At 38.6% G+C, this 15,567-nt stretch carries 15 protein-coding genes; 2 read left to right on the forward strand and 13 right to left on the reverse strand.

The window, feature by feature from the left end; genetic code table 11:
- Positions 1 to 38 precede the first annotated feature (38 nt).
- The 3 genes from MED134_RS03925 to MED134_RS03935 all read right to left on the reverse strand — a co-directional run bounded on the left by MED134_RS03925 (position 39) and on the right by MED134_RS03935 (position 2,270).
- Positions 39 to 569, reverse strand: a complete 531-nt coding sequence (locus MED134_RS03925) for a YfiT family bacillithiol transferase (protein WP_035324490.1) — start codon at positions 567 to 569, stop codon at positions 39 to 41.
- Positions 570 to 721: 152 nt separating this feature from the next.
- Positions 722 to 1,654 carry a peptidylprolyl isomerase gene (locus tag MED134_RS03930; protein WP_021778660.1) on the reverse strand — a complete coding sequence of 311 codons (933 nt, stop codon included), beginning with the start codon at positions 1,652 to 1,654 and terminating at the stop codon, positions 722 to 724.
- Between the two features lie 124 nt (positions 1,655 to 1,778).
- Positions 1,779 to 2,270 (reverse strand): metallophosphoesterase family protein, encoded by a 492-nt coding sequence (locus tag MED134_RS03935; RefSeq protein ID WP_021778659.1) that lies wholly within the window; start codon positions 2,268 to 2,270, stop codon positions 1,779 to 1,781.
- Between the two features lie 49 nt (positions 2,271 to 2,319).
- On the opposite strand from MED134_RS03935, the gene truA reads away from it, so the two are divergent.
- Positions 2,320 to 3,090, forward strand: a complete 771-nt coding sequence (gene truA / locus MED134_RS03940) for a tRNA pseudouridine(38-40) synthase TruA (RefSeq protein WP_038600880.1) — start codon at positions 2,320 to 2,322, stop codon at positions 3,088 to 3,090.
- Positions 3,077 to 4,843, forward strand: a complete 1,767-nt coding sequence (locus tag MED134_RS03945; RefSeq protein ID WP_021778657.1) for an ABC transporter ATP-binding protein — start codon at positions 3,077 to 3,079, stop codon at positions 4,841 to 4,843. The genes truA and MED134_RS03945 overlap by 14 nt, the downstream gene beginning before the upstream one ends.
- Before the next feature lie 13 nt (positions 4,844 to 4,856).
- Here MED134_RS03945 and MED134_RS03950 read toward each other — a convergent pair whose 3' ends face one another.
- From MED134_RS03950 to dapF, 10 genes are all read right to left on the reverse strand, one after another.
- Positions 4,857 to 5,978, reverse strand: a complete 1,122-nt coding sequence (locus tag MED134_RS03950) for an adenylate/guanylate cyclase domain-containing protein (RefSeq protein ID WP_021778656.1) — start codon at positions 5,976 to 5,978, stop codon at positions 4,857 to 4,859.
- A 102-nt stretch (positions 5,979 to 6,080) separates the two neighbouring features.
- On the reverse strand, positions 6,081 to 7,136 hold the full coding sequence (locus MED134_RS03955; RefSeq protein ID WP_021778655.1) for a DUF3667 domain-containing protein: 1,056 nt from the start codon (positions 7,134 to 7,136) through the stop codon (positions 6,081 to 6,083).
- 53 nt (positions 7,137 to 7,189) lie between these two features.
- Entirely contained in the window at positions 7,190 to 8,200 is a 1,011-nt protein-coding gene (locus tag MED134_RS03960; protein WP_021778654.1) for a DUF3667 domain-containing protein, read from the reverse strand.
- A 3-nt stretch (positions 8,201 to 8,203) separates the two neighbouring features.
- On the reverse strand, positions 8,204 to 8,977 hold the full coding sequence (locus MED134_RS03965) for a diadenylate cyclase (protein ID WP_021778653.1): 774 nt from the start codon (positions 8,975 to 8,977) through the stop codon (positions 8,204 to 8,206).
- A gap of 203 nt (positions 8,978 to 9,180) precedes the next feature.
- Positions 9,181 to 9,735, reverse strand: a complete 555-nt coding sequence (locus tag MED134_RS03970) for a thioredoxin family protein (protein ID WP_021778652.1) — start codon at positions 9,733 to 9,735, stop codon at positions 9,181 to 9,183.
- A 180-nt stretch (positions 9,736 to 9,915) separates the two neighbouring features.
- Complete coding sequence (gene htpG, locus MED134_RS03975) at positions 9,916 to 11,805, reverse strand: molecular chaperone HtpG (RefSeq protein WP_021778651.1); 1,890 nt, start codon at positions 11,803 to 11,805, stop codon at positions 9,916 to 9,918.
- Positions 11,806 to 12,044: 239 nt separating this feature from the next.
- The gene (locus MED134_RS03980; protein ID WP_021778650.1) at positions 12,045 to 12,704 is read right to left on the reverse strand and encodes a hypothetical protein; all 660 of its coding nucleotides are present in this window, start codon (positions 12,702 to 12,704) and stop codon (positions 12,045 to 12,047) included.
- Positions 12,705 to 13,108: 404 nt separating this feature from the next.
- Positions 13,109 to 14,152 carry an endolytic transglycosylase MltG gene (gene mltG, locus MED134_RS03985; protein ID WP_021778649.1) on the reverse strand — a complete coding sequence of 348 codons (1,044 nt, stop codon included), beginning with the start codon at positions 14,150 to 14,152 and terminating at the stop codon, positions 13,109 to 13,111.
- On the reverse strand, positions 14,153 to 14,695 hold the full coding sequence (locus MED134_RS03990) for a GNAT family N-acetyltransferase (RefSeq protein WP_021778648.1): 543 nt from the start codon (positions 14,693 to 14,695) through the stop codon (positions 14,153 to 14,155).
- Positions 14,689 to 15,468: a diaminopimelate epimerase gene (gene dapF / locus MED134_RS03995; RefSeq protein WP_021778647.1), complete on the reverse strand. Its 780-nt coding sequence runs from the start codon at positions 15,466 to 15,468 to the stop codon at positions 14,689 to 14,691. Before dapF ends, MED134_RS03990 begins: the two co-directional genes overlap by 7 nt.
- Between the last annotated feature and the right edge of the window lie 99 nt (positions 15,469 to 15,567).

Raw genomic sequence — 15,567 nt, forward strand, 5'->3', positions numbered from 1 at the left:
ATACTACTGCGGACTTTCTTTTTGTGCTAGGTCTACTATTATTTCCAGCCTTTCTCTTTCACTAGGTTTGCAATGTGCATATAGTGATGCATACTGTGCCAGGCATATTGCCCTACATTTTGTTTCAAGTTATAAGTTTTATCACCTGCAGGGTGAATAAATGTTTTAGACAGTTGCTCATCTGTGAGCGTTCTTAATAATCGTACAAGTTTATAATGAACCACTTCAAGGTGACGTAGTGACCACTCTACTGGCATCCCTTCTAGATCTGGGAGTGCCGTCCACGCATTTTCATCATAGGGTTTTATAACTGGGTTTTCTTCTGTGAGTGCCCATTTAAAACGCGTATAGCTGTTGTGATGACTATCTGCTAGATGGTGCACTACTTGTCTCACATTCCATCCTTCTGGTCTGTAAGGCGTGTTTAACTGCTCATCACTCATCTCACTTGTCATATCTCGTAACTGAGCTGGCATTACTTCTAGAATGTTAATCCACTCTGTAAGTTTCTCGTTTGAGATATCTGTGGGCATCGAATATTTTCCTATTGGGTATCTTAACTTTTCCATAGTCTCAAAAATAGAAAAGTCTCTGCGCCTTTACACATAATTGTTATCACACCTTATTAACAACCACGAGGCTATGTAAATATAGAAGCTATTAAAAACAAAAAAGGTCTGGCATAACACCAGACCTTTTAAAACTATTATAAGTGTACTCCTTACTTTACAGCAACAAGCTCTACATCAAATACGAGTGTAGCGTTAGGTGGTATTACACCACCAGCTCCTGCACTACCGTAAGCAAGATCTGAAGGAATTACTAAACGCGCTTTATCTCCAACATTTAATAAAGCGATACCTTCATCCCACCCTGGGATTACTTGACCTACTCCTAGTTGAAAATCTATAGGTTGGTTTCTTTTAAAAGAACTATCAAAAACAGTTCCGTCAGGAAGTGCTCCTTTATAGTGTACAGAAACTGTTTTACCTTTTTCTGCTTTTACACCATCTCCTTTTTGAATAATCTGGTAGCGTAGTCCGCTATCAGTAGTATCAAATCCTGTTGCTAGTGCTTCTATCTCTGCTGCTTGTGCTGCTCTCTCTTCTTCTATACGCTTAGCTCTAGATCCTTCAAAGGTTCTAAATGCTTCTACCGCGTTCCAAGCCTCTGCCTCTGCTCCTACACGTATGATTTCGATTTTTTCCATCTCATCACCTTGTGCTACGCTATTTACTACGTCTTGCCCTTCTACTACGTTTCCAAAAACAGTGTGCTTACCGTCTAACCAGTCTGTAGGGATGTGTGTTATAAAAAACTGAGTTCCATTTGTTCCTGGTCCAGCGTTTGCCATAGATAATTTACCTGGAGCATCGTGCTTAAGATCTGGATGAATCTCATCGTCAAATTTGTATCCTCCATCACCAGTTCCAGTCCCAAGTGGGCAACCCCCTTGGATCATAAAATCAGGAATGACACGGTGAAATTTTAATCCGTCATAGTAAGGTGTTCCTTGAGGTTTTTGAGAGTTCTCTAGGTTTCCTTCTGCTAGGGCAACAAAGTTTCCTACTGTTCCAGGAGTTTTCTCGTGCTCAAGCTTAAGTGTTATTTCGCCCTTTGGCGTATGAATTTTTGCGTAAATACCGTCTTGCATTATCCTTGTTTTTAATGAGGTGCAAAGATACTATTTACCTTTGGGAAGGCAAATGAGCAGGTTTAAAAATATACTAAGTTTAATATAATCTTAGCACTTGCCTTAAAGACTGGAACTCTTATAATTACCTAGCAACCTCTATTACTTCAAGATTCTCGATGCGACCCTCGTGTATGGTAAACCTGAGCATTGTGCGCACTTTATGAAAACCGTGCTTCCCTATTGCACCCGGATTCATATGTAATAGTCCCAGTTTTTTATCTGGCATCACCTTTAAGATATGACTATGCCCGCATATAAACAGTTTAGGCGGTCGTGCATAAATTTCTTCCCTTATAGCAGGCGAGTATCTACCAGGATAGCCTCCTATATGAGTAATTAATACTTCTACGCCTTCACATATAAAACGATTGTTAAGCGGGAATTCTTGTCGTGCTTCTGTGGTATCTATATTACCATAAACGGCGCGTAGCGGCTTTAATTTTTTAAGCGTGTCTGTTACTTTTAGATCACCTATATCACCTGCGTGCCAGACCTCGTCTGCCCATTTTACGTGGCCTATAATGTGGTCATCTATATAACTATGTGTATCGCTAAGGAGGAGGATTTTTTTCATTTGAGTGCGCTTTCGCGAAAGCGTATATTTGCTACAAAACTACAACACGGTGCGCTATTTTATTGAGCTTTCTTATTTTGGAAAAGACTACCACGGCTGGCAGCGGCAACCTAATGCTGTTACCGTGCAAGAAACCATAGAAAAAGCACTGAGTACCATCTTAAGAAAACCTGTACTCATAATGGGTGCAGGACGTACAGATGCGGGGGTGCACGCTACGCAGATGTATGCCCACTTTGACTGGGATGATGATTTAAGTCTTGATAATAAATTAAGAAATCTTACCTATAAACTCAATAGGTTTTTGCCTCCAGACATTGCCATAGATCGCATTTTTAATGTGCGTGATGAGGCTCATACACGTTTTGACGCGACATCGAGATCTTATCTATACCGCATTGCAAAACGTAAAAATCCTTTTAGTACAGAACAAGCACACGCTATAGCATATGATATAGATCTAAGCCTTATGAATGAAGCAGCGGCAGCGTTACTAGATTATTCAGATTTTGAATGTTTTTCTAAATCAAAGACAGAGGTCAACACGTATCTTTGTGATATTACTAGAGCGCAGTGGCTAGAAACCGAAGATGAGTACCACTTCCATATTACGGCAAACCGATTTTTGCGCAATATGGTACGTGCCATTGTAGGCACATTACTAGAGATAGGTCAAGGCAAAAAACCTGTCTCGTGGATACACGACGTAGTAAAAGGAAAGAGTAGATCACGAGCAGGGTCTTCTGTACCGGGGCACGGCTTATATTTAACAGAGATTATATATCCAGAAACAATTTATATAAACAATGGGAGAGACTAAAGGAAAAGCTTTTGACACACAGTTGTTCAAACGATTACTTGCCTTTACGAAACCTTATCGTAGCAGGCTTTATATAGCCGCAGCGGGAGCGATTATCTTATCTGTTTGTGCAGCGTTACGCCCTTACTTTTTAAAGAACGCCATAGATCTAGGGATCTCACAACGCTCTGCCACAGATTTATTTTTTTACTTACGCCTTATGGCGGTTGTACTGGTTGGTGAGGTCGTTTTCCAGCTTATGTTTATCTACTTCTCAAACTGGATAGGCCAGCAGGTTATAAAAGATATACGTGTTAAACTCTTTGACCATATGCTTGGGTTCAAAATGCAATATTTTGACAAATCTGCAGTGGGGCGTCTAGTGACTAGAGCTGTAGGTGATATAGAGACCATCTCTAGTATTTTCTCTCAAGGGCTTTTTATGATTATTGCAGACTTACTTAAAATGAGTGTCGTTTTAGGTTTTATGTTTTATGAGAGTTGGAGGCTCACACTTATTGTACTTGCTGTATTCCCCATTATATTATATGCCACCCGCGTTTTTCAGCGAGCGATGAAGCTTGCCTTCGAAGAAGTGCGCACACAGGTTTCTAACCTCAACACCTTTGTACAAGAGCGCGTGACAGGTATGAAAATTGTACAAATTTTTAATCGAGAAGCCATAGAGCACAAAAAGTTTAATGCTATTAATAACAAGCACAGAGATGCCTGGAACAAGACCGTGTGGTATAACTCTATTTTCTTCCCTATTGCAGAGATTTGTACAGCCGTTACTATAGGTCTTATTGTGTGGTATGGCGGTCTTAAAGCAGCACAAAGTGATATTGTAACGATAGGTTTAATTACTGCGTTTATAAGTTACATACAGATGCTTTTTACACCACTACGCCAGATAGCAGATAAGTTTAACACCTTGCAAATGGGTATGGTGGCCGCAAATAGGGTATTTACCATACTAGATACAGAGTCTTCTATAACAAATACAGGTACTCTAGAATTAAACGATGTAAAAGGTGTTATAGATTTCAAAGATGTACACTTCTCGTATGTACCCGGTGAAGAAGTACTCAAAGGAATATCGCTAGAAGCTGCTGCTGGAGAAACCATTGCTATTGTAGGCTCTACTGGTGCAGGTAAATCTACCATTATCAATCTACTAAGTAGATTTTATGAGATAGATAGCGGACAGATCTTACTAGACGGCAAAGATATTAAAGACATAAAGCTTACAGATTTACGTAAGGAAATTGCTGTGGTATTGCAAGATGTATTCTTATTTGCAGATACTATACTCAATAACATCACGCTACAAGACCCATCTATCACAGAAGAGGAGGTTATAGAAAGTGCTAAGGCTATAGGCGTACATAAATTTATATCTAGTCTACCAGATGGATATCACTATAACGTAAAAGAGCGTGGCTCTATGCTCTCTAGCGGCCAGCGACAGCTTATTGCTTTCTTAAGAGCTTATGTAAGTAATCCATCTATACTTGTGCTAGATGAGGCTACCTCATCTGTAGATTCACACAGTGAGCAGCTTATACAGAAAGCTATTAAGAAAATAACAAAAGGACGTACCTCTATCGTTATTGCACACCGTCTAGCGACCATCAAAAAGGCTGACCAAATTATCGTGATGGAGAAAGGAAAAATCATCGAGCAAGGCACACATAAAGAGCTACTTAAAAAAGAAAACGGTCATTATCGCAATCTTTATGAAGTACAGTTTATGCAGGCTGAGGCAAGTTAAATCAAACTACACATTACTTTGCAGATACATCCCTGTCAAATGTCACAAGCGACACTTGCTCAGACTTACCTTTAAGAAGCTCATCTCCTACTTTTACCACTCTTGTGTTTTTAGGTAGTTTTTTAAGCAAGTCTGCAAAGGCTTTAGACGCCAGTATATCTACGCCTTTATCATTACACATACCTTGTATACGTGCTGTTGTATTGAGTACGTCTCCAGAAAATGCAATGTCACGCTTTATCTTGCCCAGCTCCCCTACCATTACTTGACCATAGTGAAAACCTACCTTAAAATCTGGTAAGGCATTATAGCGTTTATAGTAGCGCACAGATTTCTTATAGATAATATTTTTCATACGGTAATAGCAGCGCAGCGCATTTGCGTTTTTAACACCGTTTTTCATCTTCCAAGTGATAACCACCTCATCACCCACATACTGATACACTTCGCCCTTAGTTTGCATTATGGCGGGAGCGATATCATTAAAAAAATCTTTGAGAAAGTTAAAATACTCTTGCTCGCCTAGCTTCTCTGCAATGCGTGTTGCATCTCTTATATCTGCAAACATAAAGATGCGGGTTTCATTTTTTGGCAAGAAGTAACGCCCCATCAAGTAGTCTGGAAAAACGCCCGGACCATACTTATCATTTATCATTAAAACGATAAGTGTGAGCAGTACGATAAACAACCATATTACAAAGTTCTTTATAAATATGTGCTCTGTATAAAACTGTAATACTCTATCTAAAAGCTCTTGACTACCTACGGCGAGACCTAGCGAATCACTATAAAAATAATAAGCCCCTATGGTACCCACTACCATAGCAATCACCACATAAAGTATGGTGATAAAAATAAGCGCCTTCCAGAAGGCATACTTACGTAGCCAGAGCTCCATTATATTTACCGTAAAAATGCCACCAAAAAGTCCAGCAACGATAGACACAAGCAAGTTAGCCTTAAATGATACTTCCAAATCAAAATTAGACGTAAGCGCATTTGCAGATACTAGCGTCGCATAATCATACAAGAAAATAATATTTGATATAAGTGTCCACGCAAGCAAGATCCACAGTGCTCTACGCACGTAGAATATGATCTCATTGTTAGTTAACTCTTTTCTAAAAATCTTCATACTACAATATCTGGTATCAATATAGGTATACTCCTATCAGAAAGATGTACTTATTAAGAGAGATTTATGAGGTTTTAATAATGCTTTCGCGAAAGCGTACTCCTACTGCGGTCTATTTTTAATCATATCTGGAGTAATCTCCAGTATATCTTCAAGTCGCTTTACACTGTCTTGCTTTATGGAGTCTTTGATTTTCTTTTCCCTAGCAATTTCCTCTCCTTTCTTCTTACCTTGCTCAAAGGACTCTCGCATAATTTTTACAAATGACGATTCATTTTCTGCCGGTTTTCCATCATTTTTGAGAAGATTAAAAATAAGCAACCCACCGAAAATTCCACCTACCACTGCGGTGATTGCAGTTAATACTACTCCAAACAATGCCGTTTTAAGTATAATCCCAGCAGCATCTAATTTAAAGAGTCTTTTAAGTACATAACCTATATAAAGAACAGCAAGTGGCATCCCAGCAAAACCTATAATTTGAAAAGCAGTCTCACTCCACATAAAACATATATATAATACTGAGGTTATCATAGCTGTATGTGAGTAGGCATATAAATAGATGACCAGATGCTCAACAAAATTATACTTCTTATAATTCCAAAAAACAATTCTTGAGATAACTGCAAGTAGTGGTATTGCAGCAAAATAAAACATAGACTGATAGTCTGTAGCTAGCTCTATCCACTCCTCTGCCCAGCCCTCTGCAAATTTCTTTTGCATTGCGAGTTGTTCTGGGTCTGAAACGAACATTGTAGATGCATCTGCCTGCATACCTGTAAACACATCTGCAAAATAGTTTTTAAGTAAAAAACTATAAACTCCTGCAATGGTAAGTGCAATAGCAAAGTAACTGAATGCGGGTAAGTACTTCTTACGCATTCCATTCATATAACCTCCTATAACCTCATCTGGGCGTGTAAACATCGCTACAAATGTTCTAAGAAAGGAGTTTTCCAGATTTAAAAAACGATCTACAAAATCTTCTATAAGATTACGCCAGGTGAGTCTATTATAAATACGCTTACCACCGCAGTGTGAGCAAAAACGCTGGTCTAGGGCTATATACTCTGCACAGTTTATGCAAGTATCCTCTACTTTTAAAAGATTGTTTTGCTTCTTTAAAGCTTTTTTTTCTGCCCTGGAGAGTTTACTCATTTGATTGATTGATTTAGAATCACAATAATACTAAAATTACAAGTATGTTAAAGTCACTCTATACTATCTTGAGTTTTCTGTAATGGTATAGGCAAAGATTGTGGGGTAAGAGATTTAAGCCTTAGGCTATCTTGCTTTATGCTATCTCTCTTTGCTCTTCTTGCATCGTGAGATTTCTTTACAGATTCTATAAGCGGGTCAAAAGAACCTGCTGTATACATTGCTGTACCTATAATGGCACTTAACAAAATGCTGAAAGGCACTATAATCAACAAGAAAATACCTGTTTTAAGAACCAGACTTTTGATACTTAAATTAAACACGCGATACAAGACATATGCCGTGTAAAAAAACGGTAATGTAGATACAAACAGGCTTACTATAATTTGCCCAGCAGCAGACCAGCCCGCAAGTATAAAAAGTACATTAGTTATAATTTGAGTTTGTGAGTATGCATAGAGATATATCACAATGTGCTCTATAAAATTTACCTCCTTATAATTCCAGAAAACAATTTTTGAAATCACTGCAAAAAATGGAATGTATAGAAAGCTTATAAAGGAGTTATAATCAAATATAAAATTTACAAGCTCCATCACGCCATCACCACCATTAGATTGTGCACCGGCTTCTAGACCTGTAAAGAATCCATTATACAGTCCGTTTTCTGTATCTAAAAACCAATTTCTAAATAAGAAAATGTAAATACTCCCTATAGTAAGTGCCACCGCAAAGTAGCTAAAGGCAGACATATAGCGCTTTCGCAACCCACCTATATAACCATTTATAACAACTTCTGGCTTTGTAAAAAGGTCAATAAACGTTTTGAGAAAGACATTTTCTATATTGAGAAAACGCTCTGTAAAATCTTCTAGTAAGTTGCGGGTATTAAGCCTGTTGTGCATACGCTTTGCGCCACAATGAGAACAAAAGCGCTGGTCTAAGTCTAACGGAGTACCACAGTTTTTACAACTCTCTGAGATGACAAGTAGCTCTCGCTTTTGTTTCTTAGGCGTTTTTGCTTTTGCCTTTTTAGGGAGCTTTTTAGACTTTTTATCTGCCATTGTTTACGTAAGTTCTGTCTCTAGTAGTATGCGTAAATCGTCTATCGTTTTATAGAGTACAAACTCTCCGTCCTTTATATAGCTTATCGCACCAGACTCCTCACTCACTACCAGTGCGAGCGCATCTGTCTTTTCTGTAATACCTACGGCAGCTCTGTGTCTAAGTCCAAAACGTAGTGGGATGTCACGCTCTTGTGTTACGGGTAATATGACTCTTGTAGCTGTAATTTTATTTTCTTCTATAATCATCGCCCCGTCGTGTAGGGTTGAGTTTTTATAAAAAACACTTTCTATAATAGGTCTGTTTACTTCTATCTCCATCCTGTCTCCCGTATCTTTTACAAACTCTAGACTGGTATCTCTTCTTATGATAATAAGTGCTCCCGTTTTTGAAGCAGCCATATTCTCGCAAGCAGTGAGAACTGCATTAAGATCTAAAGCCAGTGTACCTTCCTTTTTAGAAAAATTAAAGTTTTTAAAGAGCCCGCCCTTAGTGAGATTTGTACTCCCTATAAGGAGTAAAAATTTACGTATCTCCTGCTGGAAAACGACTATAAGTGCAAACATCCCCACACCTATAAACTGCCCCAATATGGTACTAAGCATCTCCATCTTAAGCAAGACGGTAAGTTGCCAGATCAAGTAAATAACTACAATACCTATAAAAATGTTTATCGCAACCGTACCTTTTACCAGTCTATAGAGGTAAAACATTAAGATGGCTACGAGTAAAATATCGATGCCGTCTAGGATGCGTAAATTTTCTAAGATTTCCAAAAATGTGAGATTTACGTAAAAATAGCAGAAATAGCCTAAGCACAAAATACTAAGCCATAAAAAGCGAGGATAATAATTACTCAATTATATGACATCAAGTTTAATAGTATGCCTACACTTACGTTTTCAATCTGAACGATCACTGCAATTAATAGTGGTTTTGAGTGCGCTTTCGCGAAAGCGTACCTAGTAACTCTCCCCTACTATTTCCACTTAATGTTACAACCCATACTTGGTTTTTGCAGGGTTGCTTGTGGCTTGCTGTTAAAGATATTATCTAGTGCTTCTCTCAGGTCTCTGCCGTTTACCGGGATGCCATTACCTGGCCTACTGTTATCTAGCTGCCCTCTATACACAAGACGATCATCTGGTCCAAAAACAAAGAAATCTGGTGTGCAGGCAGCATCATAGTTTTTTGCCACCTCTTGTGTCTCATCAAGTAGATACGGAAATGTAAAGCTGTTTTTACGAGCATTTGCCCACATCATCTCTGGGCCGTCTTGCGGGTATGCTACAATGTCATTACTACTTATCGCCACAAAGCCAAAACCGAGCACACGATAATCATTTGCGATGCGCACAATCTCATCTACCACGTGTACTACAAAGGGGCAATGATTACATATAAACATCACCACTGTGCCGCGCTCACCCTTAATATCGTGATAACTGCAAAGCTGGTTTGTAACCGTATCAAGCAGTTGAAACTCTGGAGCCTTTGTACCTAGCGGTAACATATTAGATGGAGTAAGTGACATATAATTTCTTTTGTAATCTTAATAATTAACACCCGCACTATGTAGGTGTTCTCATACTGTATGATAAGACGCAACAATATGCTAGACGTTACGTATAATCATAGCTAAAATAAAAAAACCACCTTTTTCAAAAATGAAAAAGGTGGTTTACATTAATGTGTTGTGCTAGGCACTCTCACATTATTTAATCATCTCATAAGAGCGTTTTATAAAGCTAGTAAGCTCTTCACCCTTAAGTAGATTTTGAGATAGTTTTGCTAGGTCAAAAGACTGTGTGATTAGACGCTTTTTAGTCTCATCTGTATCTGCATTGAGTATCTCTGTGACCAGCTCGTGGTTACCATTTACTACTAGGTTGTACATCTCTGGCATATTACCAAACATATTCATACCTCCGCCACCACCGGCTTGTTGCATCTCCTTCATACGGCGCATAAACTCTGGCTGTGTGATGATAAATGGTGCAGCATTACTATCCATTGCTTCTACTTGTACCGTGTAAGACGTGTTTGCAATAGCATCTGTAATAGCTGTTTTTACAGTCTCCTTCTCATCGTCAGAGAGTTTTGAGATTTGCTCTTCGTCCTTTTTGATAAGGTTATCTATATGATCACCATCTACACGTACAAAAGTTACGTTTTCTTTGCTAGTCTCTAGCTTCTGGATTAAGTGAGATACAATAGGAGAATCTAGCAATAATACTTCATATCCTTTGTCTTTTGCGCTCTGTATGTATGAGTGCTGTGCATCTGTATCACTTGCATAAAGTACAACAGTCTTCCCGTCTTTATCTACTTGGTTTTCTTTGATTTTTGCTTCAAGCTCTTCCCAAGTAAAGAATGTATTATCTACTGTAGGGTATAGTGCAAACTTATCTGCCTTCTCAAAGAACTTATCTTCAGATAACATACCGTACTCTATAACGAGTTTGATGTCATTCCATTTCTTTTCAAAGTCTTCTCTGTCGTTATTAAAGAGTGACTTAAGCTTATCTGCCACCTTACGAGAGATGTAGCCAGATATCTTCTTTACTGCTCCATCTGCCTGTAAGTAACTACGAGATACGTTAAGTGGGATGTCTGGAGAGTCTATCACTCCACGTAGCATCGTTAAGAATTCTGGCACGATACCCTCTACGTTATCTGTAACAAAAACTTGGTTTTGATATAACTGTATGCGATCCTTCTGCATATTCATATCCTGCCCAAGTTTTGGGAAGTATAAGATACCTGTAAGGTTAAAAGGATAATCTACATTAAGGTGTATATTAAATAACGGCTCATCAAAGTTTGCTGGATACAACTCCTGGTAGAAGTTTTTATAATCTTCCTCTTCAAGATCTGCTGGTTGCTTTGTCCAGGCTGGGTTAGGGTTGTTTATAATATTATCAACCTCTTGTGTAGGAGCTGGATCTTCTTCCTTTGCATCTTCTGGCTTAGGAAGCGTCTCTGTTTTCATACCAAATTTAATAGGCACTGGCATAAACTTGTTGTACTTAGAAAGCAGTCCCGCGATGCGTCCTTCTTCGAGAAACTCTGTACTATCTTCTGCGATGTGTAAGATAATCTCTGTACCGCGCTCTGTCTTATCTGCCGCTTCTAGTGTAAAGTTAGGACTACCATCACACGTCCAGTGTGCTGCTGGCTCATCTTTATGTGACTTTGTAATAATCTCTACCTTCTCTGCCACCATAAATGCCGAGTAAAAACCAAGACCAAAGTGCCCTATGATTCCTGTATCTTTTGCACCATCTTCATACTTGTTTAAAAACTCCTCTGCTCCAGAAAATGCAAGCTGGTTAATATACTTCTCAACCTCTTCTTGCGTCATACCAAGACCTTGATCTATAATATGAAGCTTCTTCCCTTCCTTGTCTATTTTTACTTCTATCTGAGGATTTCCATACTCAGCACTAGACTCACCTATAGAGGTAAGGTGTTTTAACTTAAGGGTTGCGTCTGTTGCATTTGAGATAAGCTCACGTAAGAAAATCTCGTGATCACTATATAAGAACTTCTTAATAAGCGGAAAGATATTCTCTACCGATACATTAATTTTTCCTGTTGACATTGTATATATGTTTTAAAGTGTAAAATTTGAGTCTTGCTTAAAGCGAAAAAAGTACCACAATGCGATATGTGACAAACTGACATTTTACGACAGTACTTTATAGAGATTACTGTCTAGTAGCAATGGCTTTATGAAGTGATGGTGAGGTGGGTTATTACGCTTTCGCGAAAGCGTAACAAAAAGAAACCCCAGCATCATAATGATACTGGGGGTTTGTATATAAGTGTATGTTTATGCTATTATAAACTAGCTGATAAATTTTCTAATGAAGGCTTTTTAATCGCTTCTATATTTGACACATCATAGCCAGAAAAACGCTTCATATAGCTACGTATACTTGTACCAAAGGCATCTTGAAAACCAGTAGCTCCACCAGAGCGTAAAAACTTCTTTACACTACCAGGCCCAGCAAGGTGTGCTGCTGCAAGTATACCAGACTCGGTAACGCGCACGCCAGAGATCCAGCGACCTTCATATCGTTTTATATCACGACGTAAGACCCATTTATTACGAGAGGCATTAAGTAAAAAGGCTTGCTCTTGCAGTACAGGATTCTCTAGAAACTCAGAGCCATCTTGAATACCTAAAAGATCTAATGTAGATGCACCAAACTGGTACTTACCTAGATATCCAAATCTGTTTATTGTAAGATAATCACCGCGAGATTCTTTAAAAGCAAGTGCTTCTTTAAAACCGGTATAATTTTTACCAGTAAGCGGTGTAGGGTTAAATACAAAAGGGGTTTGAACCGTCTCCTCTGGAAGAGGAACACTAAAGTCCATAGCTATACCATCTGTGGTATAGTGGGAAAAATCATATGTTTTTTCTGATTTGTTTGACACTATCAGAATACCTAACATAAGAGGCAATACAGTAACTTTTATCAAGTTCCTAACCATATAAATACATTTCGACAGCCAAGAAATTACTATTTAAATTTCTCTTAGGGTGCTGTCTGTTTCGGCGCGCAAAAATACAACCTTTAAAGATTACCAGAAAAACTTATTTTAATTTTTTAGCAAAACTTTATGAGTCACTGATTTTATGACACTTACACTCACAAAATAAGTTCAACTATAACGTTTTAGCATATTTTAATGTAATTTAATACAAGTATAAAATTACCTAAAACGTCAATTATCATACATTACAACGCAAAAATAATTCAGAAAATATGACCAACTATAAGGTATAACACCATTTTAACATACGGGCATCTACCTGTTTTTGCACCTCTCTAAGCTCGGGTATAAAAAAACCCAAACACTAAGTTTGGGTTTATATAATTTTATGAGATGCTATCTTAACGATGGATCTTCTTGCTATTTACCCACCTTCTATATGCGGCGCTATTTGCATTATGTTGCGATAGTGTCTTTGCAAACTTGTGGTAGCCAAAATTTTCTACATCTGCCACAAAGTAATAGTAGTTGTGCTTCTCTGGGTTAAGAACCGCCTGTATTGCTGTTACGTCTGGCATAAATATAGGCCCTGGTGGTATCCCTCTATTTCTATACGTATTATAAGGAGAGTCTGTCTCAAGGTCTTTATATAGCACGCGCTTTATCACCATATCCCAGTCATTTTTAGTACGCTTTACGGCATATATAACGGTAGGGTCTGCGTCTAGTTTTATTCCTTTTTTAAGTCTATTAAGGTATACGCCTGCTACTCGTGGTCGCTCATCTGTCTTTGCGGTTTCCTTCTGTACGATAGATGCAAGTGAGTACACCTCTGCCGGCGTTAGGTTTAATTTTTCGGCTTTTGCGAGTCTGGTTTTATTCCAGAATTTTTTGTGCTCACTAAGCATTCTCGCTCTAAAATCTTCGGCGCTAGTGTTCCAGAAAAATTCATAACTGTTAGGAATATACATAGTAAGTGCCGTGTCCTTATTAAAATCGTGCTCACGTAAAAAGTTTACATCTAGCATTGCATTAATAAGTGAGGTACTGTCTGCCTCTATCTGTGTAGCGATACGGCCGGCCATATCCTCTAGGCGCTCTTGGTTATTAAAAGCCACCTTTACAGGCGCATTTTTAACACGAATGGTATTAATAATATCATTATTACTCATACCCTTCTTAATGATATAGTGACCCGGTTTTACGTTAGACACATATCCCTTTTTCTGAGCAACAGATGCAAATGCATCTACATCTTTAAGTAATGGCGTAAGCTCTGCCGTTACATCATTAAAATCTGCTCCCGTAGGAATGTATAAATGAGCGCGCTCATTATTAAACGCTGTGTTATCAGAAAAAATAGCGTCGTAAACCGTGTAGGCAAAAATACCGCCTACTACTACGCCCACTATCCCGATGATTAAAAGTATTCTCTTGATGTACATTTATAATATGTGTTGATATAATAATTCGTTTGTAAATGATTCTTCACCTGTGGTGAGGTCACGCCTGCGTCTCCATTCTTTTTTTATGCCCACAAGCTCAAACCCTGCTTTTTCAAAAAGTGCTATGCTTGCTTTATTCTCATCTCCTATGTTTGCATATAACTGGTGCATATGGAGATGTGTCTTTGCATACTTTTTAAGTAAGGCTATCGCCTCACTAGCATATCCCTTGCGCTTTTCTGTTTCTGTTGCAATCACAACGCCCACTCCCGCACGTAAATTATGAGGATCAAAGTCAAAGAGGTCTATAAGACCCAAAAAAGCTCCAGAAGTTACATCACAAATAGCAAGACGCAACTGTCGCATCTCAAATATATCTTTATGCGCATTTGCCAGGTATTCTTTAAGTACAAACTTTGAGTAGGGCGCTAGCGTCTCACCTACAAACCAGAGTGCCTCATTATTTTCTATCTCATAAAGTGCCTCTAGATCTTCTAGCTCTAGGGCTCGTAAAGCCGCACGTGTACCTCGTAGTGTTAACATTGCCACTCCCCTTTAAAAACAAAGGTCGCAGGACCTATAAGATATACATCTGTATAACCCGTAGCTGTTTTTGTAAAAGACACCGCTAGTTTACCACCCTCTACATCCAGCTGTATATTATTTTTTGAAGTTACACCATTATTATGAGCTGCAATTGCCACAGCGGTAACTCCCGTACCACAGCTCAAGGTCTCATCTTCTACCCCACGCTCATAAGTGCGCACGGCAAAGTGACCATCTTCTAGCTCTTGCACAAAGTTTATATTACTTCCAGCCTCTCCATAAAGCGCTCCATAACGTATGGCTGCACCTTCTTCTTTTACCGCAACGGTTTTTACGTCACTCACCATTTTAATGTGATGTGGCGACCCGGTATCTAGAAAGCTATATTCTGGTGTTGTTTTAATTTCTGCAACATCTTGCATTTTAAGGTGTACAATTCCATCCTTTACGGTGGCCTCGTGCATTCCATCTACCGCTTCAAAGGTAGCGTGGGTATCTATGAGTGATAACGCTTTCGCGAAAGCGACCAAACATCGCCCACCATTACCGCACATACTACTCTCATTACCATCTGCATTATAATACACCATTCTAAAATCTGCCGAAGGGTGACTTTCTAGCAGCATTAAACCATCTGCCCCTATGCCAAATTTACGGTCACAGAGTTGTGCAACAAGTTTGGTATCATCTTTGGGAAATATATCTAGACGGTTATCTATGATTACAAAATCATTACCGGTGCCTTGATATTTTGAAAAAGAAATTGTCATTTATGCTCAATATAAGCGACAAAAGTAGCAAATATCAAACTCCTTTTTGATGTTAAATGCCAGTTAAATAGAAACCGACAGAATACTAAATTTTTAATT

The sequence above is a fragment of the Dokdonia sp. MED134 genome (assembly GCF_000152925.2).
Taxonomy (GTDB): domain Bacteria; phylum Bacteroidota; class Bacteroidia; order Flavobacteriales; family Flavobacteriaceae; genus Dokdonia.